Genomic DNA, 21,428 nt, shown 5'->3' on the forward strand with positions numbered 1-21,428 from the left:
CCTTGAGTGGCTTTCGATGTGATCATCAGCGGCGGACACGTGCTCGACGGGACGGGGGCGCCGCCGTACCGAGCCGATGTGGCGATCACCGGCGACCGGGTCGCCGCCGTGGGCCGCCTCGACGGCGCGGAGGCCGCCTCCGTCATCGACGCGAGCGGACGGTTCGTCGCACCGGGGTTCATCGACTGCCACGCCCACGGCGACGCGGCCGTCTTCGACCCCGCCGTACAGTTGGCGACACTTCGCCAGGGGGTGACCACTTTCGTACTGGGACAGGATGGCCTGTCCTTCGCCCCTGGCTCCGCCGACACCGTCGCGTACGCCGAACGCTACTTCGCAGCGGTGAATGGCCCCCGTGCCTCGGATGGCGTGCGTTCCGGTGGCGGGCTGTCGGTCGCCGAGTTGCTCCAGGGGTACGACCGCGCGGTCGCGCTCAACACCGCCTACCTGATCCCGCACGGCACGATCCGCTACGACGTCATGGGCCCCTCCTCAGGCACCCCCGCACCCGACGAGCTGACCCGCCTGCTCGCCCACGTCGAACGCGGCCTGGCGGACGGCGCGGTCGGCCTGTCGAGCGGCCTGGAGTACCTGCCCGGCCGCTACGCCTCAGCAGCGGAACTGGCCGCCCTGTGCGCACCCCTCGCGGGCCTGCCGTACGTCACCCACATGCGGGCCTACGGCGAGCGAGCCGACGTAGGCATGTCGGAGGTCGTCGAGATAGCCCAGCGATCCGGTACGGCCGTGCACATCTCCCACCTGCACGGACCCGCCGACGTCCTGCTCCCCCTGGTGGAGCAGGCGCTGTCCGGGGGCGTGGACCTGACCTTCGACTCCTACCCCTACCTGCGCGGCAACACCATCCTGGCGATGGTCGTCCTGCCGCCCGAGGTCCCGGGCGCCGAGCCGGACCGCGCCCTGGAGATGCTGTCGTCCGGGGAGCTCGACGGCTGGTGGCCGGAGCTGGCGCGGACCTGGCCGCGCCTGACCATCTCCCATGCCCCCGGCCTGGAGTGGGCGGAGGGTCTGGGCATGGTCGAAGCGGCCGAGCGGGCGGGCTTGGCGCCGCATGAGTTCTGCCGCCGCCTGCTCGTCGAGACGCGCCTGGAAGCGGGCTGCGTGACGGCCCGTCCCGACGAGGGCCCGGAGGGGGAGGAGTCGGTACGCCGCGTGCTGCGCCACCCTTCGCACACGGGCGGCTCGGACGGCATCTACGTGGGCGGCCACCCGCATCCGCGCGGCTTCGGCGCGTTCGCCCGGTTCCTGGGACGGCACGTGCGTGAGCTGGGCGACTGGACGTGGGGGCAGGCCGCCGTCCACCTGTCGTCGCACCCGGCGCGACGCTTCGGCCTGACGGACCGCGGCCTGCTCCGGCGCGGCTTCGCGGCCGACGTGGTGGTGATCGATCCGGCGACGGTGACGGACTTGGCCACGTACGAGACTCCGCGCACACCGGCGAGGGGAGTGGACGACGTGCTCGTGTCGGGGGTGCCGGTGCTGGCGAACGGCGCCTTGACGGGCAAGACTCCAGGACGAGCACTGCGCCCGTAACCGGCCGGCGCCCCCTGGAACCACGGACGGGGCCAAGAACGCGCACGTCACGGCGCTCAGCCACCTCCACCGGAGGAGCGTGCCCCTGGACAGGGCCCGGCCCCGTGTGGCGGGTGGGGCTCACCGGGCTTGCCGTACAAGATCATAAAAACATCGGCGCCCAGCCACCTCCACCCGGCCTGCCGTACAAGATCATAAAATAAACATGAGATAGGGTCAGGCGCGGACAAATGGGGGTGTTGTGCAGGGAATCCACGAACACAATCGGTCCGTCTTCGACGGGGCCACCCTCCCCCTGATGGTCGTGCATCAGGAGGCGCTGGAGCACAACATCGCGACCATGGCCGCCTTCGCCCGCGATCACGGCATGGAGCTGGCGCCGCACGCCAAGACGCACATGTCCCGAGAGATCGCCACCATGCAGCTCGAAGCGGGCGCGTGGGCGCTCACCGTGGCGACGGCGCGGCAGGCGATGGCGGTGCGGGAGTTCGGGGCGGCCAGGGTCATGGTGGCCAACCAGATGGTGGACCCGGCCGGGCTGGAGTGGGCGGCGACGGAGCTGGCCGCCGACCCGGGCTTCGACTTCCTGTCGTTCGTGGACTCCGTAGCAGGGGTGGACATCCTGGCCCGGCATGCCTCGTCGCGGCCGTTCAGCGTGCTGGTCGAGCTCGGGCATGCGGGCGGGCGGGCCGGGTGCCGGACGCTGGACCAGCTGTTGGAGGTGGCCGCGTATGTGCAGCGGACCGACGGGGTGGAGCTGGCCGGTATCGCCGGGTACGAAGGGGCGCTGAAGACGGCGCCCGAGGTCCGGAAATATCTGTATCTGCTGCAGGATGCCGCCGAGCACATCCGCGTCAAGAATCCCATCCTGACCGTCGGCGGCAGCCAGTGGTTCGACGTGATCGGGCGCGAGCTCGTCGCCACCCAGGCCAGGATCGTCCTGCGCGCCGGAGCGTACGTCACCCACGACGACGGCTACTACCGAGAGCGCACGCCCTTCAACCGCGTGCCCGGCGAGCTGCGGCCCGCGATGGAGGTGTGGGCGCACGTGCTGTCCACACCCGAGCCGGGGCTGGCGATCGTCGGCCTGGGCAAGCGCGACGCGCCGTACGACGAGGGCCTGCCCGTTCCCAGGCGCGGCGGCGTCACGATCGTGAAGATGCAGGACCAGCACACGGTCGTCCGCGCCGACGGGCTCAAGCCGGGCGACCTGCTCGCCTTCGGCATCTCGCACCCGTGCACCGCCTTCGACAAGTGGCGCACGCTCCCGGTGGTCGACCGGGACTACCGCCGCGTCGGCACAATAAGCACCCAATTTGGTTAGGGAGATGCTGTGAAGAAGGAATTGAGGACCACCGAGGGCGCGGCCCCGGTCGGCGCGTACTCCCAAGGTCTGGTCGTCGGCGACTTCGTCTACACCTCGGGCGCGGGGCCGCTCGACCCGCAGACCGGTGAGGTCGTCGGCGACGACGTGGCCGCCCAGACCCACCAGACCATGCGCAACCTCGGCGCCATTCTCGCCGCCCACGGCCTCGGCTTCGACGACGTGGTCAAGGCCACGGTTCACCTGCAGCATCTCAAGCGCGACTTCGCCGCCTACAACGAGGTGTACAAGTCGTACTTCAGCCAGCCGTACCCGGTCCGTACGACCGTCGGCTCGGACCTGATGGACATCCTGGTGGAGATCGACTTCGTCGCGCACAAGAGCGCGTAAGGTCGGTCCGTGGACAGTTCGGTGTACGTCTTCGTCGAAGATCTACGCGGCGAGGGCGTCGAGCGGGTGCTCGACAGGATCAGCGGGTACGGCGTGGCGGGCGTCACGGTCGGCGCCGTACACCACGCCTCCCGCGACGTCACCCCGCACGGACTGTCCAGGCTCACGCTCCGCCACGACGGCGCCCACTTCGTCCCGCCGGCCGACCTGTTCTCCGGTCTGCGGCTCAGGCCGACGGCCGGATACCAGAACGCGCTCGACGGCCTGCGCGAAGCCTGTTCGGAGCGAGGGCTGAAGCTCCATGGCTGGACGGTTTTCCTGCGCAATGCCACGATCGGCACCCAGCATCCAGATGTGACGGTACGCGACTGCTTCGGCGATCGAGGTTCGCTCACCGACTTGTGCCCGGCGCATCCCGATGTGCGGCAGTACGCCGTCGCGTTGTCCAGGGCGGTCGCCCGGCTCGGCGTCGACAGTGTCGTGGCCGAGTCGCTGCACTTCAGGCCGCTCAAACCGCAGCGCTCGTTCGTGCCGCTCGGGCCGATGGACGCCTACCTGTTCGGCCTGTGCTTCTGCGACTACTGCATGCGCCGGGCCACCGACCTGGGCGTCAACGCCGAGGTGGCCCGCGAGGAGTGCGCCAGGATCGTGGGCGGGGTGTTCGACGGCGATCCGCCCGCGCAGGGCGAGGTGACCCGGGCGGCGCTGACGGCGTACGCAGGGCCTGAGGTGGTCGCCTACGCCCGCGCCCGGTCGGAGACCGTCACCACGCTGGTCTCCGAGGTGGCCTCCGCCGTGGCGGACGAGGGCTCCAAGCTGGTGTTCATCGACTCCACCGGCGCCGTCAAGGGCTACACCGACGGGCTGCCCTCGCCCGGCCTGGCCGCGCATGACGCCTGGCAGCTGGGCGTGGATCTGGTGGCGCTCGGCGATCTCGTGCCCGCGTTCGGCGTGCTCGCCTACGCGCGCGACGCCGCCCGGGTGGCCGACGATGTGGGCGCGTACCTGCGGTCGGTGGGCAAGGATCGGGAGGTGCGCGCGGTGCTGCGGCCCGGTTACCCCGACAGCGACTCGGCCGACCGGCTGGTCGCGAAGGCGCGGGGGGCCAAGGCGGCGGGGGCGTTGGCGGTGGACTTTTACGCCTATGGACTGATGTCGTACCCGGTGCTGGACCGCATTCCGGCCGCACTTGCCGAGGCCCTCTGACAGGCTGCGTGGGCGGTCCCGATTTATCCCACTAAGACATGACACCGCCACCAAGCACCACGGACACTGCCTGGCTCGCGAAGTCGTCCCTTAGGACATGACACCATCGAGCACCATGGACACCGCCTGACTCGCGAAGTCGTCCGTGAGCGGCAACCCCCGGAACACCGCCCTGATCCACACCGCCCCGGCCAGCAGATCGACCACCAGCATCGGGTCGACCGACCGCTTCAGCTCGCCCCGCCGTACCGCACGCTCGAAGACCTGCCGCTCCCGCGCGAACCGGTCCGCGAAAAACCGCCGCGCGTCGAGCTCGGGATGGCGTACGGCGGCGCCGAGCGCGGCCACCGCGATGTCCCTGGCCGGCGGCTGGGTGAGGAGCCGCCTGACCCCCTCCACGAGCGCGACGAGATCGCCACGCAGGCTCCCCGTGTCCGGCGCCTCGAACTCCAGCGCCTCCGCCTCCACCAACGCCGCCCCCAGCAGCGCGGCCTTGGACGGCCACCACCGGTAGATCGTCGTCTTGTTGACGCCTGACCGCTCGGCCACGCCCTCGACGGTCAGACCGTCATAGCCCTTCTCCGCGACCAGCAGCAGCGTCGCGTCGAAGATCTCCTGCTGCTTCCTCGGCGCCATGCGCTCATTTTCTCCCGGCGAACGCCGTGATCACGCCCAGCCCCAGGTACACCACACCGCTGAAGAGCCGCAGCCCCCTGGCCCTCCTGACGAGGCGGGCGCCGAGCGCCCCGGCGGTGAACGCGTACACCAGATCGGAGAGCACCCCCAGCACCAGAAGCGTGGCACCGAACACCACGATCTGCAGCGCCGGCGACCCCGCCGACGGCTTCACGAACTGCGGCAGCAACGCCAGAAAGAACAGCGTGACCTTGGGATTGAGCAGATTCACCACGACACCTTCGAGGAACACCTTGCCGAGCGGCTGCGCCGGCTGCGACACCTCGGACTCGGCCTGCTCCTTGCCGGTGAGCGCGCGTACCCCCAGATAGACGAGATAGGCGACTCCTGCCCACTTGACGATCCCGAACAGCGTCGCGGACCTGGTGATCAGGTACGAGAGCCCGGCCGCGGCCGCCACGATGTGCACCAGCGTGCCGGTCTCCACACCGAACGCGCTGGCCAGCCCCGCCGCCCGGCCCTGAGAAAGGCCCCTGGCGGTGATGTAGAGGTGGTTCGGGCCGGGGATGAGCACCAGCGCGAGCGAGGCGCCCACGAAGAGCACGTACGTGGACCAAGGGATCATGAAATATAAGCGTAAAGTGGCTTTGGCCCGCTGTTGAGAGCCAATCGGGTACCCCGTTCCTGGGCCAATCGGAATGTCGGCCAGGCGTGGCATAGTTGCTGCCGTGAAGGGTCTCCTGGTCGGGCGCGCTGCTGAGCTGGCGAGACTCGCGCGCGTGCTCGAATCCGCCGCACTCGGCACCGCCGAGGTGGCGCTCGTCGGCGGCGACGCCGGCATCGGCAAGACCCGGCTGGTGTCCGAGCTGGTCGCCGAGGCCGGTTCCCGTGGCTTCAACGTGCTGGTCGGGCAGTGCGCCGAGCTCGGCGACACACTGCCCTACCTCCCCCTCGCCGACGCCCTGCGCGGCGCCGAGCCCGCCGTCCGCGAGGCGGCCGCCGCCCACCCCCTGCTCGGCCAGCTGCTGCCGGGCGTGGAGAGCGCGCCTCCGGCCGGGCTCACGCAGCAGCGGCTGTTCGGCTCGCTGCTGGGGCTGCTGGCCGAGGTCCAGCCGGTGCTGTTCGTGATCGAGGACCTGCATTGGGCCGACCGCTCGACGCGTGACCTGCTGGTGTTCCTGAGCCGCATGGTGCAGAGCGAGCGCGTGTGCGTCGTCGGCACTTACCGCACCGACGACCTGCACCGCCGTCACCCCCTGCGGCCGGTGCTGGCCGAGCTGAAGCGCCTGCCCAGCGTCACCCACCTGGAGCTTGGCCCTCTCGACTCCGGCGAAATGTCCGACTACGTCGCGACCTTGGGTGATGTGGACGCACAGGAGCTCGGCGTGATCGTCACCCGTGCGGGCGGCAACCCGTTCTATGCCGAGGAGCTGTTCGCCGCCGTGGCCGAGGGCGACACCCTGCCCGACGGGCTGGCGAGCCTGCTGATGTCCCGGGTCGAGGTGCTGTCCGAGCCCGGCCAGCGCGTGCTGCGCGCCGCCGCGGTCGCCGGTCGCCGCGTCGAGGACGAGCTGCTGCGCGAGGTCTCCGGGCTCCCGCTGGCCGACTTCGAGGAGGCCGTACGCGAGATCGTCTCGCGCGGCCTGCTCCGCGTCGACGGCTACGGTTACGCCTTCCGGCACGCTCTGCTGCAGGAAGCCGCCTACACCGACCTGCTGCCCGGAGAGCGCAGCAGACTGCACGCCGACTTCGCACGACTGCTCACCTCGCCCGCCGAGCTCGCCCACCACCACCTGGCCGGCCACGACCTGGCGGGGGCTCTGGCCGCTTCCGCGAAGGCGGGCAGGCTGGCCGAGCGCCTGGGCGCGCCCGCCGAAGCCCACAGCCACTACGACCGGGCGCTGAGCCTGTGGGACCGAGTCCCCGACGCCGCCGAACTCGCCGGTGAGGAGCGGGCCACGCTGGCCTTCCGGAGCGCGGTGATGGCGGCCGACAGCGGCGACAACCACCGCGCCGTCCAGCAGTTGCGCGCCCTGCCCCCGACCTCCGAGGTCAACGAGCGGCTGGCCTATTACCTGGTCGAGCTCGACGACCAGGAAGGCGCCATCGCCGCGGCCCAACGTGCCGTCGAAGCCGCCGCCGACCAGCCCACCCTCGCCCGAGCCCTGGCCACCCATGCCCGCACGATCACCTGGTCCGCCTGGCACGCCGAAGCCGAGGACATCGCCCGCCGGGCCATCGAGACGGCCAGAGCCGCAGGCGCCCGCGACGCGGAAGCGGGCGCCCTTCTCACCCTGGCCCTGCACGCCGAGAACGAAGGCGACATGACCCGGGCCCGCTCACTCGCCCAGACCGCCGCCGCCGCGAACACCGGCCACCTGGCCATGGATCTCCGTGCCCGCTTCCACTACGCCCGCATCCTCTACGAGCAGGGCCTGCTCGTAGAGGCGGCCGAGATCGCCGACGCGGGCATCCAGCTGGCGGTCGAAACCGGCCTCAACTGGAGCACCTACGGCACCGATCTGCGCTTCCTCCGCTTCCTGATCCACTACGTGGCCGGCGAATGGGACGAAGCCGAGGCCACCGCCGCCGGCTTCGGCGCCCGCGTCGGCACACTGCCGGAGGCGGTCCTGTCATCGTTCGCCCTGTTCGTAGAGGTCGCCCGCGGGCTGCCCGCCGTCGAAGCCCGCCTCAACTGGCTGCGCCCGTTCTGGTCCGACATACTCGTCGCCTACATGTCCCGAGGCATGGCCGCCGAACACGCCCTCTGGTGCGGCGACCCCGCCCTGGCCCTCGAACACGTAGAGGCCGCCATGGCCACCCTCGAACCCGGCGAGACGGGCACTTTGCGCGTCGCCGCCATCGGTTTGTGGGCACTAGCCGACCTAGGCCAGGTAGAGGGCGCCGACGACCTCCTCAACCGCGTCCGCTTCGCCGTCGAATCCGGCCCAGTGGGCGAACGCGGCCCCATGGGCCCGGAGGGCCAAGCCTGGGCCCTGCGAGCGGAGGCCGAATGGCACCGCGTCCACGGCCGCCTCGACGTGGAGCTGTGGCGGCGCGTGGTGGCGGCCTTCGACTTCGGCTTCGTCTACGAGGCAGCCCGCGCCCGCTGGCGCCTCGCGGAGGCCTTGCTGGCAGCAGGCGCCCGTACAGAAGCCCAGGCCGAGTGGGACCTGGCCCGCGAGGCAGCCGGCAAACTCCGTGCCACACCGCTGGAGACCGCGTTGAGCGACTTCGCCCGCCGAGCCCGCTTCACCACCGGCGGCGGCGGGCATGGCGACGGGGGCCTGACGGCACGCGAGACCGAGGTGCTGAGGCTGGTGGCGGAGGGGTTGACGAACCGGGAGATCGCGGAACGGCTGTTCATCGCGCAGAAGACGGTGAGCGTGCACGTGTCCAACATCTTGGGCAAGCTGGAGGTCTCTACGCGTACGCAGGCTGCGGCGGAGGCCCGGACACGCGCACTGCTGTAGCCCCGACGTCCTTCGTGCGCTCCTCTTGCCCTGTGCCCTCACGCGGCTGCACTGGGCGCCCGTGGCCCTGCGTGCTGCCCTAGCTCTATCGCTCTATGCCACCCGCACGCCTGCACTGGGCCGAGGACCGATAGCCCCGCGTGCCTGGCTGTGGCGGACGCTGACGCTTCGGTGGTGGGGGAGTGGCCCGACGACGACGTCGACGGGCCCTGAGGTCGGCACATCGGGACACTTCGCGCATTCTGCGCCGCAACTGCCCACCCCGCCCGACCCAAACCCCTACCAGAATCCTTCACCCGAACAGCGACCTGATTGACGGCGATCACCATCGAGGCCGCTCGATCTCAACGCCCATCGAGGCGCTTGAGCTCAACCCCACTCACTCGTTGAACGAAACGAGTGGGGCTCAGACCCGGCTTCCCGCCGCAAGATCGCGGACCACCTCAATGAGCTCCGCCGGGTCGAACGGCTTGGTGAGATAGGCGTCGACGCCGATCCCTCGCCCCCGCCGCTTGTCGTCGTCCTGCGCCCGCGCCGTGATCAACACGACCTTGATGTGACTGGTCGCCTCATCGGTACGCAGCCTCTCCGCTGTCACCCAGCCGTCAAGAAACGGCATCATCACGTCAAGCGTGATGACATCGGGCATGACATCGAGCACCCGCTCGAGACAGTCCTGCCCATCGGTGGCGGTGGCGACTTCGAACCCTTCCAGGCTCAAGTTCACCGCGATCAACTGACGGATGACCTCGTCATCGTCCACGACCAGTACCCTGCCAAGAACCTCGCCCACGGCCGCAAAGCTACCCGTAGTGGCGCGGTCACGTGGGGTTTTCCTTGGATGTGTGGCTGGACCTTTATCGTGGTGCGGAGTGGTGGCCCGATACTGGTAGCCTTATCACTCGTTGAGCCCCCTTAGCTCAGGGGATAGAGCACCGGCCTCCGGAGCCGGGTGCGTAGGTTCGAATCCTACAGGGGGCACCATTTCGACAGCCAGGTCAGACACCGTCTGACCTGGCTTTTTGCTTGTTTCCTTGATCGCCTGGCCATGCCATTCTGCGACACTGTTCGGCACGTTGAGACGAATTCCGCGTGCCATACGCGTTCCCTTGATCATCAGCTGTCCTCTCGGGCGCGATTCATGCGCTCGATCCACACCTCGTCGTAACCGGCCATGCATCGGTGGTAGATCCGCTGCAGGACCTCCACGCTGTGCCCCGCCCACTCGGCCACCTGAGCCGCAGGCACCCCAGCGGACAACCGCCAGGTGACCCCCGCGTGCCGCAAGTCGTATGGCTTGCCCATCAGCGGCGTGACGAGCTCCTCAGACGCGAGCGCGAGCGTGCGGACCTTCTTCCATAACCGTGAGTAGGTGGACTTCGGGACCGGACGTCCGCTCTCGGAGCGGAACACTCGGCCGTCCTCGGCCACCCCGAACTGGGCGATGTGCCCACGTAATAACGCCACCAGCTCGGGCGGAATCGGCACCACCCGGACGGTCTTCTTCGACCGCCCCTTCAAAGAGCGGTCGTCGTGCACTTCGCCGCTGTCGGTGTAGTCCTTGCCGACCTCGGGCTTGGACGCCTCCAGGATGAGCTTTCCCCACCCCGAGTCCGGCAAGTGGCAGTCGGCCCGTCGCAGTCGGCTCACCTCGGCCGGGCGCATCATCGCGTAGTACATGCAGCCGAAGAAGGCTACGAAGCGCTCCCCCTGACGGCGGCCGACATAGCTGCACGCGATGAACGCTTCGGCGATCTGACGGGGGTTGCCCACCGCGCGCGGGTCCACCGCGTCGTCCACGTCGGGCTGGGCCCAGTCGCTCCTGAGCGCCTTGTCGTCGAGCGGGTTCGCCCCCAGCCGTTCCTCAACGACGGCGTATCGCAGCGAGTTGTAGAAGATCCGGCGGCGCCGCCGGTAGTACTCCGGTGAGGCTTCTCTGCCGTCGAGTTGCGTGGCGCAGGCGTCGAGGGCCTTAGCGACAACCTTGCGCTCGGTCAGGGCGGCCAGCGGCAGGGATACCCTGTGCAGCCACCGTAGCGCCGCCTGCACATCGTCCGGCCGCTCGTCCTCAGGCCGGGTTGGGATGAATGCCCACCGCAGGGCGTCACGCAGTGTCTCGGGGTCGGGCGCGCCGCGCAGGTTGCGGGTCAGGACCGGCGTCACAGCAATCATGCTCTCGACGATGGAACGCCGGGAGTTGGCGGACGCTCTCGGCCACTTCTTGGCAACGTAGTCGAGCGCATGCTGAAACCAGGTGATGTCCTGGTCCTCCCGATGCATCGACTCCGGCAGCCCCGTCTCAGTGTCGAATGCCTCGCCCTTGCGGGCTGCTGCCATGAGCTCGGAGCGGCGAGAGTCCGCCAGGCCGTGAGTCGTGAACGACTCGTTGAAGATCCTGCCTTCGACGACCCACCGGAGCATGTACGGCGCGCGCTTGCCCTTGCGGACCGTGATCTTCCAGAACCGAACGTTGTAGCTCTTCACGCCTGCTCCTGGGTGTCGAGCCATTCCTGCAGCCACTCTGGGCGGATGCGGTAGGGACCATTGCCGGGGAGCCGGATGGAACGGGGGGCTTGGCCTCTTTCCTGCCACCTGTCCCAGGTGCGGCGAGAAACCTTCAGCTTCGTGCAGACCTCGTCGAGGGTCAGCCACTCATCGTCGCCGCTGGCTCCGGTCGAGCTGGGGGCCTTGGATTTGGCTGCGGTACGACGCGTGGACCTGCTTGTGCGCGCCATGATGGGAGCGCTCCTTCCTTGTCGTGTGGATTGGGCGGGAGTTCGGCCCCGGGCGATGTGCTGGCAGGCGTGCGCTCGGGGCCGGTCTTGCTCGGTAGCAGCGGCTACCGTTCCGATCTCGGGTGTTCAGGTGGTGGGCTGGAGGCTAATGTCTGTCCTGTCGTAACTTTCGTTACAGTCGTGACGTGGACACATTAGCGCAATGAGTGGCTTTGTCCAGCAAGTAACGTCACATCACGTCAATATCTACTTGTGCGCGTTAGTGCTCATGTGTCGCATTTGTCGCAGAGCGACTGTCATGCCTGGCCGCCGCTCTCCCGAGACAGCCACAGCATCAGCGCCAACGCGGACGCGACCAGCGCAGATGCCCATCCCTCGCCCCACGTCAGAGCCGCCAAGAGCCAGGATGCGGTGACCGTCGCCGCCACAGGCAGGAGACGAGCGCCGACCTCCATCAGGGGGACCAGGGCCGACGACACCAGCACCACCGCAGGCACCACCACGCCCAGATCAGTGCTCACCCCCACCACCCGTGCCGCCGCCTGCGATGAGCACAGCCACGCCACCATGACCAGCAACCGCGCCATCGCGCCCATCACGCCACCCGCTCTCTGTCCGCGATCACGTACCGGTCACCGGCCATGCGTGCTCGGCCCTGCTCGGTCAGCGACGCAGCCACGCGGAACGCCACCGGCAACGACAGCCCCGACCGGACCGTCACCTCTGGCCCCGTCAAGCCCTCGCTGGCACTGGCCAGCAGCGACAGCACCACCTCCTGCGCCGCGGCGACGTCGCCCGGGTCGAGCGCGGCGAGTTGCACGGGCGCGTCGAGACTGACGACCTCCTGGGCCGCCACCTCGTTGTGCTCCGACCGAGCCGGCGCGGGCGCGCCCGACCTCCCGCCCATCCAGGTCAAGCTGGGCGACGTCGTGCCTTGCATCGCCGCACGCATCTTCGGGATGTGGCGGGCGCGCGTCATCACCGGCCGCGACGTGGCGCCGAGCAGGTAGGCGCAGCCCTTCGTCGGCTTCTGCGTGCCGGGGAAGTGCAGCTTGATCAGATGCGGGTACGCGGCCATCCGCGCCCCGAAAGTGGCCGAGGCGATCCGGGCGTCACTGTTTCGGGTGACCACCACGTTGCCAGAGGTGACCAGAGCAAGGATGTCGCCGCCGCCCAGGCTGTTGACGTACACGTTCTGGTCGAGGATCCACACCGTCATGCCGCACTTGGAGCCTTCGGCGAGAATGTCGTACACGATCTCGGCGAGGTCGTCGTGCCGGGCCACCTTGTGGAACTCGTCGATGGCGGTGATCCGCATGTCCAGCCCGTGCGCGCCCGGATAGTCGTAAGACTGGACGCCGAGCTGGGCCTCCCCTTCCTCATCGGTCCACTCCACGGTGGCCAAGAACTCGTTCCTGCGGCGCATCTCCTCCCGATACGCGCGCAGACGGTCGCGGATCTCGTCGATGCCGCGCGCGTTCGGCGTGTACGGCAGCAAAGACGGGCAGCTCTGCCCGCCCTGCGGGTCCAGGTAATCGAGCACGATCTTGCCGCCGGTGCGGGCGAACTCCGCCACGGCGATCTTCAAGATGGAGCTCTTGCCCGTCCGCATCGACCCGAAGATGCCGCACGGCAGCGGCCCTGACCCCGGCTCCCACACCTGCAACGCCGAGTCGCCCGCGCCGTCCTCGAACGGGCCGATCGGCATGACGCCGGTCTCCATGTTGATCAGCGGCTCAGTCCAGAGCTGCGGGTCCTCGACCGCCAGCTTCTTCAAGAACGTCACCATGGCGGCGTTCTGCTCGCCGCCCTCCGGTTCCTCCACGTGCACGTAGTTGATCGCGCGGCCAAAGTCGGAGCAGATCCGCTTGCGCGCGGCCATGGCGTCCTCAGTCGTCTGCCCGTCCAGCCCGATGCGGTAGCGCACCCCTTCAGCGCCGCCATGCGCGAACTCCTGGCGGCCGGCCAGCACCGCGCCAGGCAGAGCACCGCGCTTACCCGCTGTCTTGATGTTCCACCGCGTCACGGTCGGGTCCGTCTCCAGAGCTTTGGCTTGCTGCGCCGCCTCCAACTCGCGAGGCTTCTTCTCCGGCCTGAGGATGCGTGACCGGTTCCGCCACATGTACGGCACCGTCCAGGCGCCCGCGACCGCGAAGAACAGGCTCTGCATGACCCCGGTCGCGCCGAGCTCAGCCGCCGCAGGCAGCCACGCCCCCGCGCCGACCTGCCACCAGCGCAGAGCGAGCGGCTCGCGTGTCTTCGGTACGAAAGCGCGCACGGCCGCCGCCGCGGCGTACACGGCGGCCTCGCCCGCCAGAACTTGCCAAGCGGGCACGTCAGCGAGGTACAGGGCCACGCCGGTGCCCCACACACCGGCGACGACGGCGTGTGGTGCGATGGCGTGGCGGTAGCGGAACGCGGTCTTGCGCGCGACGGCCGCCGCAGTCTTGGCCAGGGCCTGCGCCTGCTCGTCCTCCTGGTGCTCGGTCGGCTCGTCGGCCTGCTGCTCGGGCGTGGTGTGGCGGGCCACGTCGTGCTCCTTGCTAGTTCTCGTAGAAGCTGAACTTGCGCACCACCCGGACGGGCGCGGCCTTCACCGAGCGGGCGATGTCGCCGTGACCGTCGTCGAGCGCGCGGATGGCCGATGCCACAGCGGGCGGCGACCCACCGCACGCGATCACCAGCTCAGCCGAGTACTGCGTGACCATGGCGGCCGCGTGCGCTTCCTGCTGGGCGCTGGCCAGGACGTCCCACATGCGGCCGATCGTGCGGGGGTCTAGGCCGTCCATCTGCACGGCGTTGAACGCCTGCAACGCGAGGAAGTACTTGTTGCGGGCCCGCCTGGCCACATCCATCAGGTCGTCGTGCGCGTGCCGCGCATCGTTCTCGAGGTGGCCGCTGGCCTTGAAGAATGCCCGCAGCCAGGCCATGAACCTGTCGAAACCTCCCGTGGCCAACGCCTCCTGGAGCTGAGGCACGGTAGGCAGAGGGGTGGCGGTGCCATCACCGGCAGGCACGAGGGGAGCCTGCGACATGTCGATCCCTTCGAGGTCCACAGGTGCGGGTACGGGGTCGTGGGCCTGGTCGTCGAGCCGCTTCGCCTCGACCGCAACCGGCGCAGCCGGGCGCGACCGCTCGACGGTGACCTCGGCCTTCGACGGGGAGGGCGGGGCGACAGCGGGACGAGCAGGTTCAGTAGGTGCCTGAGGAGGCGGGGCGTGCGGCCGAATCTGCTCGACCACGACGGGCTTCACCGGCTGTGGCCTGCAGTCGCCTTGGTCGTCGGGTCTGCTGCCCGGGGCAGCGTCTCGCTCATCGGCCGGCCCGAGCGCCTGCTTGAACCAGCCGATCCTGATGCGGGTGGTTTTCGCGGTCCAGGTTCGTTCAACCTTGTACTCGGGGGGTTCGGCGGAGTGTTCCGGATCCGGCTTGTGGAAGAAGAACCAGCCGCTGACGACGAACAGCGCGAACGACACGAGCACGGAGAACACCGTGAGTAGGGCGTCGCTCATGACCAGTTCTCCACGGCCTGGCGCATCAGCTCCGCGGTGAACTCGTCGTACTGGACTGGTCCCCAGACTGAGCCGAACGCGATCCCGCCGAAGATCCACAGAAGGGAGCAGGCCACGAAGGTCGGCATGTCCGGCTTGGCGTCCTTCGAGATGTCCTTGACGACCGCGCCAGCCATGAAGGCGAACGCGGCGGCGAGCAGGAACAGAACTACTGAGCCGACAAGGGTCGCGATCGCACCGCGTGTGGCCATTTCCACGAGCAATGCACCAGCGTTGACGAATAGGCGGCCGGTTGGCAGCAGGAACATGCTGGCCGAGAACAGCAGCAAGAGAAGGACGGCGATCACGCCGAGGGGCTTGCCGGGAAGCTTGTCCTTCTTGCGGATGCCTGCGAAGACCCAGCCGAGGCCGAACGAGAAGCCGCCACCGAGAACAAGAGCGATCATGAGGGATGGCCTTTCAGAGCAGGTTCAGCAGGAGGGGGAGGGAGATCATCAGCAGGTAGGACCCGATCGTGATCGGGCCCCAGAACTTCAGGCCGGGCCAGCAGATGGCGGACCAGGCAGCGATCCACACGCGGGGAAACCCGGACAAGGATTTGAGCGCTGGGAGCTGGGCGTGGCACAGGCCGGGAAGTCCTTCCTCGCGGAAGCGGCGCCAGCGTCGGCGGTAGTCGCCCGCGCCCAGGAACGCCATCGACGTGCACACGAAGCACCAGCAAACGGCGAAGACGCCATGCGCACGCGCGAACCAATCGAGCAGCCCTGCCTCGAACGGCACATACTCGCGCTCGCGGTGGTAGGCGCGCACCGTCACGACCGAGGGCAGCCGCGCCGTACGCACGCCGCGCATCTTGGCCCGGTCCTCTAGGACCTCAAGCCAGGAGGCCCGCGCCGGCGCGGGTGCTGGGTCGGCCGCGGGGGCAAGTTGCTCGGCGGTCTTCTCGACCTGCTCGGTGGGCAAGCCCTCGGGCGGGACGAAGGCGAACGTCATCTCGGCCGCCTCTCGGCGTCCTCGGTGTTCAACTTCTCGGCCATCGCACGGGTCTGCGTGCGCAGGTCCGTGGCGATGCGCGCAGCCCGCTGCGGGTCATGCTCGGCGAGCTGCTTGAGCTCCGACGTCAGCCATTCGGCCGCCCTGAGGAACTCCGTCCAGGTGTGGCGGGCGCTGGCGATCCGCTGCTCGGCGAACCGGCGGCGGTTGGACGCGGCCACGGCTGCTCCTTGATCACGATGAGTGAGCGTGTTACGGTGCCCCTCGCGCGCGCGGCGCGCGGCGCGCGGCGCGCCCGCGCGTTGAGGTCCGCGCTCGAACTGCCTCCGGCTGGTCTGCAGCGGCATGCATGCATGGGCGCGGTCACGAACAGTCATGGCGCGCCCTCGACACACGCCCGCGCAAACGCGTCCCAATCCGGCGCCCGAGCGATCTGCGGCAAGCTCTGCAAGTGCCACGCCAATAGCCACCGCGGCACTCGCAGCGCGACCGGGCCGGCCGCCTGCACGTCCCACCGCACGAACTCCTCATCCAGCGGCCAGGTGGCTAGCGCCGCGCACTCCGCGCGCCCAGTCAGGCCCGCGGCGAGCACGTCCAGCGGCACATCAACCCCGGGCCGCCGCTCGACCGTGAGGCGGACGTGGTACGGGCTGTCGGCGCGGAACTCCGCCTCCACGATGACGACACTCGGTATGTCGGTGAGGTGGTCCCAGGCGGGGATCGGCATGTAGCAGACGGTGGTCTCGTTGAGTGCGGTCATGCTGCGTCTCCTGTCGTGGCGGTGGTCCGGGCGGACGTGTGGTCCGGTTCGCTGGTCCGGTCGCCGGGCTGGTCCGCTGGTCCGGTTCTTGGTCCGGGCTTGCGGGGCGGGCGGCCAGTCCGCTGTCCCGGCTGGTCCGCTTCCGAGAGGAGTCGGACCAGGTCGTTGGCGACCTTCGTTGAGGCGGTCTGGCCCGCCTCGCGCAGCGCGGTCTGCAGGGTGCGGCGGGTGAGCCGCCGCCCGGTCCGCTTGAGCTCGTGAGCTATCCGCTCACCCAGCGGGAGCAGTTCGTTCACCCGGTCCGCTGGTCCGCTGACGGCGGACCGGTTCTTGGTGCGGCTGGTCCGCTTGGTCCGCTCGCGCCGGACCGGAGCAGGAGCATCGGTGGCGGGCTTCTGGTCCGGTCGGTCCGGTGCCGCTACCGGACCAGCCGGCCGCCGCCCGGTCCGCTTCGTGGTCCGCTTCGTGGTCGGGTACGGCGTCCGGTAGCGGGAGCGGAGCCTGGTCCGGTAGCGGGGCTGCGGTTGGGTCTCCGCTGTCGGTTTCTGGCTGGGCTGGTCCGCTGCGGGCGCCAGGCTGAGCGGTGGCTGATAGTGCGGCAGCAGACCGGTGCCGACCGAGTTGATGAACACGGCGGCGTCGTGCATGGCCTTCGCCGCGTCCGGGCGTAGTCCGCGCGTCTCCTCTGCTAGCGACGCCATTCGTGTCAGGGTGAGCTGGAGCTGGGAGCGCTGCGCGTCGATCACCGCACCCTGCGCTTGGACGACGGACCGCCACGTCATCTCGACGCGGCAGCGCTCACGTACGGCCTGGACGGCGACGGTCGGCGACTGCTCGCCCTCACCGACCGCCCACCGGAATGCGGCGAACGTCTCCGGCAGATGCAGGAGCCAGCGCAGTGGGGAGAACTTTGGCGCCGCTGGGTCGATGAGCCCCTTGTCTCGCAGGTCCTTGCGGTGCAGGTGTCGCGAGTGCATCGACCATAGCCAAGGGCTGGCCAGCGAGCAGGCGGCGAACAGCTCCGGCACGAGTGGCACGTGCGTGTAGTTGAGGTAACCCGCCGCTGCACCGATCAGGTACGACATCATCCGCGTCGCCCAGGCTGAATCCCCTTCGCGCCGCGCGACATGCGCATGCCACGACACATAGACGCCGACGGACTCAACGATCGCAGCGCCGAGCACGGCCAGCATCAGAGGCCAGGTCAGCGCATGGAACACGAGAAACTGACCGGCCACCGCCACGGCGTTGACGCCGACGTTTGTCACGGACATGACCGACAGTCGGCTCGCAACCTGGAGGCGGGTCCGCCACCGGTCGCGCGTCTCCGCGCGCTGGCGGTCACGCTCGGCGCGGGTGGTCTCGTCGCGGTCGCGCTGGGCAGCCTCGGCTGCCCGCGCGTCCGCGCGCCGGGCGTCACTGGCCAAGCGGCGGCGCTCAATCCGAAGACGCTCGGCATCGAGAGCCCGCTTCTCCTTCTCCGGGTCGGCCTTGGTTAGCAACATCAGAGGGACTCCTAATGTGGTGGCGGTACCGCTGTCGCTTTTAGAGATTCACAAGAGGATCACGCCGGAGGCTTGCGCTTGGCAGCGTCGGCCTTCAGCGCTTCCACTAGTTCCTTCACGGGTTCGGTCCGCCCCGATCCGAGCACGCCGCCGCGAGCACCGTGCAGGTTATGGATCGAACCGCCGTAGACATGGATCGACAGCGCCTCCTCAATGACGGTCATGCGCAGACAGTCGTCGCGCACGTCGCAGGGCTCGCACAGGAGGCGAGCCTTGCGCCGGGTCAGACCCTGCTGAACCCAGCGGTCGTCATGGCTGCCGACACAGACGCCGCCCTCATTGACCTTCTCGGCCAAGGTTCTGACCTCGACACAGAGCTGGTGCTCCAGCGGCGGGGGCGGCGGCTTGGCAATCTCTTGGTCGGCGGTCTTGGGCGCGGGAGTCATGATGGTGCTCATCGGTCACCTGCTTTCTGTCGCAAGGGAAGGTGCTGATGCGGCGGCCTCGGAATCACTTGCGGGGCCGCTTTGCGCTCTCGGGGAGTTTCTGCGGGAAGCGCACCAGGTGCAGCGGCGATCTACGACTATCCTGTTGGTACGGCCATGGTACGCATACCATGACTGTACCGCAACCCGTACCTGGCCACCAAGCCAAGATCGCGCGAGCACTGCTCTTGGACGGATCATGGATGCCTCTAAAGTTGGCTCCAAAGGCCGGAAAGCCCGCCCGAGGAGCACATGGAGACCGGATGCCGATCCCGCCCGCGAAAGCCCAAGGCATAGCGGACCAGATCGCCGCCAAGATCAGGCGAGGCGATTACCCGCCAGGGAGCTGGCTCCCCTCGGAACGCGAGCTTTCGCAGGAGCACGAGGCAAATCGGTCCACCATCCGCAACGCCCTCAAGCTGCTCGCCGACGCGAGCCTCGTTACTCGCGTCCCTGGTCAAGGCGTCCAAGTCTCCGACCCCAGCGCATCCCAGAGCTCGGCACAGCCGCCTCAGTCGGCCCCCGAGATCGCTTGCGAACGACGACCGTGCTGCCTCACGCTTGCCGGTATGACGGCATGGCTGGCATCTCAGGACAGGCTGACACTCGTGCGGATCAACGACATCACGTCAGTGCAGATCGTCGTCTCTGGCGAGTCCGACCCGCGCCTGCACCCGACGAAGCGCCTCGACCGCGCCGAAGAGGTACAGATCATGGTCGGCAGCAGTGCCAACGTCGCAATGTGTGCGACAACGTGCCCTGGCCGTGATGCCCTGTGGGCTCGGGACGAACTGCTGCGCGTGGTGAACGCGATGCGGCGGCCGGCGGCCGATAGCGCGGAGCTGTACGTCTACGCGCCCGCGTTGTGGCCACGCAAGAGACCAGGCCAGTTGTGGCAGATGTCCTCCAAACTGCCCGACCCGGAGCTGATTCAGCACTGATCACGAACGCCCGATCAGATCGCTCGTTTTCCGGATAACATGCTTCCATGGTCCGCCATAAAGAAGTGTCCGACGACCTCAGAGCCAAGATCCTCGACGGAACTTACCCGCCACGCGAACCACTGCCCCACTCCCAACTCCTCGCCATCGAGCACGGAGTCTCGATCGGCACCATCTCTCAAGCGCTCGCAACTCTGAAGGCCGAGCAGCTCGTCATCCGCCACGCGGCCGAAGGGATGATCGTGCAGCCACCGCTCACAGTGGTGGATCTTGTTCTGCACGGACCGCACGGACACGGCCCACTGCCCTGGGCCAAGTGCTGCGAGCGTTCCGGCACCGAGGGCGCCATGATCACTGGCAAGGTAACCACCAGCGAGGCGGCCCCCGACGTCGCCGGACTTCTCAACCTCGACAGCGGCGACGAGGTGATCACGCGCAACCGCCGCGCAACCATCGGCGACACCGTGGTCCGACTCGACGAAGCGATCTACCCCCACCAGCTCGTCAGCGACACCCCGATAGCCAAGCGCGGCCAGGTCCCAGGCGGCGTCTACCAGGCTCTCACTGACGCCGACCTGGAGCCACACTCCGTGGTGCGACGCGTCATCGCCAACCGTCAGGCCAGCGATGCCGAGGCCAAGGCCCTGAAACTCGTGCGACGGGCACTCGTCCTCACCTATGACCAGGTCATTGCCGATCGGCAGGGTCACCTGGTCGAGCTGCTGCGGTTTGTTGCGAACCCGACGCGGATCAGGTTCGTCGACGAGCAAGTCATGCTGTAGCGATGCGGCCGAGGAACGTAGCCCGAACAACGGCCACAGCTCAGCTTGATCCTCACTCATGGGCTCACCGCCCTCTCCGGTCAGCTGAAGACGAGCGTGCGGAAGGCGGCGCGGATGCTCATCAGCGGGTCGCGGTCACGGCTGTAGTAGATCTTGTTGGTGAGCAGGACCGCCCATCTTTGCTGCTTCGGTGAAAGCCACATGGCCGTACCGGTGAAGCCATGGTGGACGTAGATGTCCTCCTGGGGGCCGCTGTCGGGGGCGGGGTGCCAAAGAAGGCCGCGCGCTGGCGTGAGGTCACCGGTGTGGATGTCCAGCGACTCGGTGACCCAGGCTGGCCCGAACCCGACCTGGTCGGAGTCGGGGCCGGGAGGCAGGAGATGCTGCAGGAATCGGGCCAGATCCTTGAGCGTGGAAAAGACGCCGGCGATGCCGCACACGCCGCCGAGCAGGCGGGCGGAGTAGTCGTGGGCGACGCCCTGGAGGTGGGCGCCGGTATCGGGGTCGTACTCCGTGGGGGCGCAACGGGGCCGGTCAGAGGTCGGCAGGGGGCCGAAGCGGGTATTCGTCATGTCGAGGGGCTTCCAGACCCGTTCGGTGGCGAGCTGATCCAGGGGGGCTCCGGCGAGGTATTCGGCGAGGAAGCCGAGGATCAGGGGGGCCCGGTCGGTGTATTCGACCGCCTGGCCCGGCGGCCGATGTGGGTTCTCGTGCAGGACGCCTTCGCGGATGGCCTGCGGATCAGCGCCGTAGAGGGCCTTGAGGTTGGCTCGCAGGGGCACGCCGGCGGTATGTGTGAGGAGATGGCGGGCGGTGACCTGGCCGAGCGGGTAGCCGTCCACCTCGGGCCAGAAGTCGTGCAGCGGGTCGTCCAGCGAAAGCTGCTCGTCGTGCCACAAGGTACCGATGGTTGTCCATACGGCAAGGATCTTGGTGAGGCTCGCGACGTCCCAGAGGGTATCGGGCCGCACCGTCGTGGCGGGGTCGGCGGGGTCGGCCAGCCCGCAGGCGCCGAAGTCGAGTGTGGCGTCCGCGTCGCCGATGGCCCAGATCGCGCCCGGGAACACCCCCTGGCGAACCCCCTGGTCAAGCAGATGGGTGATGGCGTCGTGGGCGTCAGCCATGGTGGGTGTCC

The 21,428-nt window shown here is 68.8% G+C and carries 22 protein-coding genes and 1 tRNA gene; 8 read left to right on the plus strand and 15 right to left on the minus strand.

Annotated features, from left to right (window positions below):
* The first annotated feature begins 6 nt into the window (after window positions 1-6).
* From AB0L53_RS31460 to AB0L53_RS31475, 4 genes are all read left to right on the plus strand, one after another.
* Window positions 7-1,551, plus strand: a complete 1,545-nt coding sequence (locus AB0L53_RS31460; protein ID WP_364001424.1) for an amidohydrolase family protein — start codon at window positions 7-9, stop codon at window positions 1,549-1,551.
* Window positions 1,552-1,849: 298 nt separating this feature from the next.
* A complete protein-coding gene (locus AB0L53_RS31465) occupies window positions 1,850-2,875 on the plus strand; it encodes an alanine racemase (RefSeq protein WP_364001427.1) in 1,026 nt (341 codons plus the stop codon).
* A gap of 9 nt (window positions 2,876-2,884) precedes the next feature.
* Window positions 2,885-3,265 carry a Rid family detoxifying hydrolase gene (locus tag AB0L53_RS31470; RefSeq protein WP_357941542.1) on the plus strand — a complete coding sequence of 127 codons (381 nt, stop codon included), beginning with the start codon at window positions 2,885-2,887 and terminating at the stop codon, window positions 3,263-3,265.
* A 9-nt stretch (window positions 3,266-3,274) separates the two neighbouring features.
* The gene (locus AB0L53_RS31475) at window positions 3,275-4,471 is read left to right on the plus strand and encodes a hypothetical protein (RefSeq protein WP_364001431.1); all 1,197 of its coding nucleotides are present in this window, start codon (window positions 3,275-3,277) and stop codon (window positions 4,469-4,471) included.
* A gap of 90 nt (window positions 4,472-4,561) precedes the next feature.
* On the opposite strand, the gene AB0L53_RS31480 is transcribed toward AB0L53_RS31475, so the two are convergent.
* Both AB0L53_RS31480 and AB0L53_RS31485 read right to left on the minus strand, forming a co-directional pair.
* Window positions 4,562-5,107: a TetR/AcrR family transcriptional regulator gene (locus AB0L53_RS31480; protein WP_364001433.1), complete on the minus strand. Its 546-nt coding sequence runs from the start codon at window positions 5,105-5,107 to the stop codon at window positions 4,562-4,564.
* A 4-nt stretch (window positions 5,108-5,111) separates the two neighbouring features.
* Window positions 5,112-5,732: a LysE family translocator gene (locus tag AB0L53_RS31485; RefSeq protein WP_364001436.1), complete on the minus strand. Its 621-nt coding sequence runs from the start codon at window positions 5,730-5,732 to the stop codon at window positions 5,112-5,114.
* A 103-nt stretch (window positions 5,733-5,835) separates the two neighbouring features.
* Between AB0L53_RS31485 and AB0L53_RS31490 the strand changes: the two genes are divergently transcribed.
* Window positions 5,836-8,580 carry an AAA family ATPase gene (locus tag AB0L53_RS31490; RefSeq protein ID WP_364001439.1) on the plus strand — a complete coding sequence of 915 codons (2,745 nt, stop codon included), beginning with the start codon at window positions 5,836-5,838 and terminating at the stop codon, window positions 8,578-8,580.
* Window positions 8,581-8,986: 406 nt separating this feature from the next.
* Here the strand turns inward: AB0L53_RS31490 and AB0L53_RS31495 are convergent, their stop codons facing one another.
* The gene (locus AB0L53_RS31495; RefSeq protein WP_357941552.1) at window positions 8,987-9,373 is read right to left on the minus strand and encodes a response regulator; all 387 of its coding nucleotides are present in this window, start codon (window positions 9,371-9,373) and stop codon (window positions 8,987-8,989) included.
* A gap of 116 nt (window positions 9,374-9,489) precedes the next feature.
* Here AB0L53_RS31495 and AB0L53_RS31500 point away from each other — a divergent pair.
* Window positions 9,490-9,564: transfer RNA gene (locus AB0L53_RS31500), tRNA-Arg, on the plus strand.
* A 132-nt stretch (window positions 9,565-9,696) separates the two neighbouring features.
* On the opposite strand, the gene AB0L53_RS31505 is transcribed toward AB0L53_RS31500, so the two are convergent.
* From AB0L53_RS31505 to AB0L53_RS31555, 11 genes are all read right to left on the minus strand, one after another.
* Entirely contained in the window at window positions 9,697-11,064 is a 1,368-nt protein-coding gene (locus tag AB0L53_RS31505; RefSeq protein ID WP_364001443.1) for a tyrosine-type recombinase/integrase, read from the minus strand.
* Window positions 11,061-11,315 (minus strand): helix-turn-helix domain-containing protein, encoded by a 255-nt coding sequence (locus AB0L53_RS31510; protein ID WP_364001446.1) that lies wholly within the window; start codon window positions 11,313-11,315, stop codon window positions 11,061-11,063. Before AB0L53_RS31510 ends, AB0L53_RS31505 begins: the two co-directional genes overlap by 4 nt.
* Before the next feature lie 296 nt (window positions 11,316-11,611).
* Window positions 11,612-11,911, minus strand: coding sequence for a hypothetical protein (locus AB0L53_RS31515; RefSeq protein ID WP_364001449.1), 300 nt, complete (start codon window positions 11,909-11,911; stop codon window positions 11,612-11,614).
* Window positions 11,911-13,845: a hypothetical protein gene (locus AB0L53_RS31520; protein ID WP_364001452.1), complete on the minus strand. Its 1,935-nt coding sequence runs from the start codon at window positions 13,843-13,845 to the stop codon at window positions 11,911-11,913. Before AB0L53_RS31520 ends, AB0L53_RS31515 begins: the two co-directional genes overlap by 1 nt.
* A gap of 13 nt (window positions 13,846-13,858) precedes the next feature.
* Entirely contained in the window at window positions 13,859-14,827 is a 969-nt protein-coding gene (locus AB0L53_RS31525; protein ID WP_364001455.1) for a hypothetical protein, read from the minus strand.
* Window positions 14,824-15,273 carry a hypothetical protein gene (locus AB0L53_RS31530; protein ID WP_364001458.1) on the minus strand — a complete coding sequence of 150 codons (450 nt, stop codon included), beginning with the start codon at window positions 15,271-15,273 and terminating at the stop codon, window positions 14,824-14,826. Before AB0L53_RS31530 ends, AB0L53_RS31525 begins: the two co-directional genes overlap by 4 nt.
* Window positions 15,274-15,286: 13 nt before the next feature.
* The gene (locus AB0L53_RS31535) at window positions 15,287-15,820 is read right to left on the minus strand and encodes a hypothetical protein (RefSeq protein ID WP_364001460.1); all 534 of its coding nucleotides are present in this window, start codon (window positions 15,818-15,820) and stop codon (window positions 15,287-15,289) included.
* The gene (locus AB0L53_RS31540) at window positions 15,817-16,041 is read right to left on the minus strand and encodes a hypothetical protein (protein ID WP_364001463.1); all 225 of its coding nucleotides are present in this window, start codon (window positions 16,039-16,041) and stop codon (window positions 15,817-15,819) included. Before AB0L53_RS31540 ends, AB0L53_RS31535 begins: the two co-directional genes overlap by 4 nt.
* Window positions 16,042-16,193: 152 nt before the next feature.
* Entirely contained in the window at window positions 16,194-16,580 is a 387-nt protein-coding gene (locus tag AB0L53_RS31545) for a hypothetical protein (protein ID WP_364001465.1), read from the minus strand.
* Entirely contained in the window at window positions 16,577-18,085 is a 1,509-nt protein-coding gene (locus AB0L53_RS31550; RefSeq protein ID WP_364001468.1) for a hypothetical protein, read from the minus strand. The genes AB0L53_RS31545 and AB0L53_RS31550 overlap by 4 nt, the downstream gene beginning before the upstream one ends.
* A gap of 59 nt (window positions 18,086-18,144) precedes the next feature.
* Window positions 18,145-18,543 (minus strand): hypothetical protein, encoded by a 399-nt coding sequence (locus AB0L53_RS31555; protein WP_364001471.1) that lies wholly within the window; start codon window positions 18,541-18,543, stop codon window positions 18,145-18,147.
* A 290-nt stretch (window positions 18,544-18,833) separates the two neighbouring features.
* Here AB0L53_RS31555 and AB0L53_RS31560 point away from each other — a divergent pair, with 290 nt between their 5' ends.
* Complete coding sequence (locus AB0L53_RS31560; protein ID WP_364001474.1) at window positions 18,834-19,511, plus strand: winged helix-turn-helix domain-containing protein; 678 nt, start codon at window positions 18,834-18,836, stop codon at window positions 19,509-19,511.
* A gap of 47 nt (window positions 19,512-19,558) precedes the next feature.
* On the plus strand, window positions 19,559-20,293 hold the full coding sequence (locus AB0L53_RS31565; protein WP_364001477.1) for a GntR family transcriptional regulator: 735 nt from the start codon (window positions 19,559-19,561) through the stop codon (window positions 20,291-20,293).
* An 80-nt stretch (window positions 20,294-20,373) separates the two neighbouring features.
* Here AB0L53_RS31565 and AB0L53_RS31570 read toward each other — a convergent pair whose 3' ends face one another.
* Window positions 20,374-21,417, minus strand: a complete 1,044-nt coding sequence (locus AB0L53_RS31570; RefSeq protein ID WP_364001480.1) for a serine hydrolase domain-containing protein — start codon at window positions 21,415-21,417, stop codon at window positions 20,374-20,376.
* Between the last annotated feature and the right edge of the window lie 11 nt (window positions 21,418-21,428).

Origin of the sequence: Nonomuraea sp. NPDC052129 (genome assembly GCF_040680095.1) — a bacterium.
Lineage (GTDB): Bacteria > Actinomycetota > Actinomycetes > Streptosporangiales > Streptosporangiaceae > Nonomuraea.

What these genes read in the sequence shown, in the direction of transcription:
- AB0L53_RS31465 (WP_364001427.1), top strand. Translation starts at nt 1,850, where the DNA reads ATGGTCGTGCATCAGGAGGCGCTGGAGCACAACATCGCGACCATGGCC.
- AB0L53_RS31480 (WP_364001433.1), bottom strand. Translation starts at nt 5,107, where the DNA reads ATGGCGCCGAGGAAGCAGCAGGAGATCTTCGACGCGACGCTGCTGCTG.
- AB0L53_RS31485 (WP_364001436.1), bottom strand. Translation starts at nt 5,732, where the DNA reads ATGATCCCTTGGTCCACGTACGTGCTCTTCGTGGGCGCCTCGCTCGCG.
- AB0L53_RS31510 (WP_364001446.1), bottom strand. Translation starts at nt 11,315, where the DNA reads ATGGCGCGCACAAGCAGGTCCACGCGTCGTACCGCAGCCAAATCCAAG.
- AB0L53_RS31515 (WP_364001449.1), bottom strand. Translation starts at nt 11,911, where the DNA reads ATGGGCGCGATGGCGCGGTTGCTGGTCATGGTGGCGTGGCTGTGCTCA.
- AB0L53_RS31525 (WP_364001455.1), bottom strand. Translation starts at nt 14,827, where the DNA reads ATGAGCGACGCCCTACTCACGGTGTTCTCCGTGCTCGTGTCGTTCGCG.
- AB0L53_RS31530 (WP_364001458.1), bottom strand. Translation starts at nt 15,273, where the DNA reads ATGATCGCTCTTGTTCTCGGTGGCGGCTTCTCGTTCGGCCTCGGCTGG.
- AB0L53_RS31535 (WP_364001460.1), bottom strand. Translation starts at nt 15,820, where the DNA reads ATGACGTTCGCCTTCGTCCCGCCCGAGGGCTTGCCCACCGAGCAGGTC.
- AB0L53_RS31545 (WP_364001465.1), bottom strand. Translation starts at nt 16,580, where the DNA reads ATGACCGCACTCAACGAGACCACCGTCTGCTACATGCCGATCCCCGCC.
- AB0L53_RS31550 (WP_364001468.1), bottom strand. Translation starts at nt 18,085, where the DNA reads ATGTTGCTAACCAAGGCCGACCCGGAGAAGGAGAAGCGGGCTCTCGAT.
- AB0L53_RS31555 (WP_364001471.1), bottom strand. Translation starts at nt 18,543, where the DNA reads ATGAGCACCATCATGACTCCCGCGCCCAAGACCGCCGACCAAGAGATT.
- AB0L53_RS31560 (WP_364001474.1), top strand. Translation starts at nt 18,834, where the DNA reads ATGCCGATCCCGCCCGCGAAAGCCCAAGGCATAGCGGACCAGATCGCC.
- AB0L53_RS31565 (WP_364001477.1), top strand. Translation starts at nt 19,559, where the DNA reads ATGGTCCGCCATAAAGAAGTGTCCGACGACCTCAGAGCCAAGATCCTC.
- AB0L53_RS31570 (WP_364001480.1), bottom strand. Translation starts at nt 21,417, where the DNA reads ATGGCTGACGCCCACGACGCCATCACCCATCTGCTTGACCAGGGGGTT.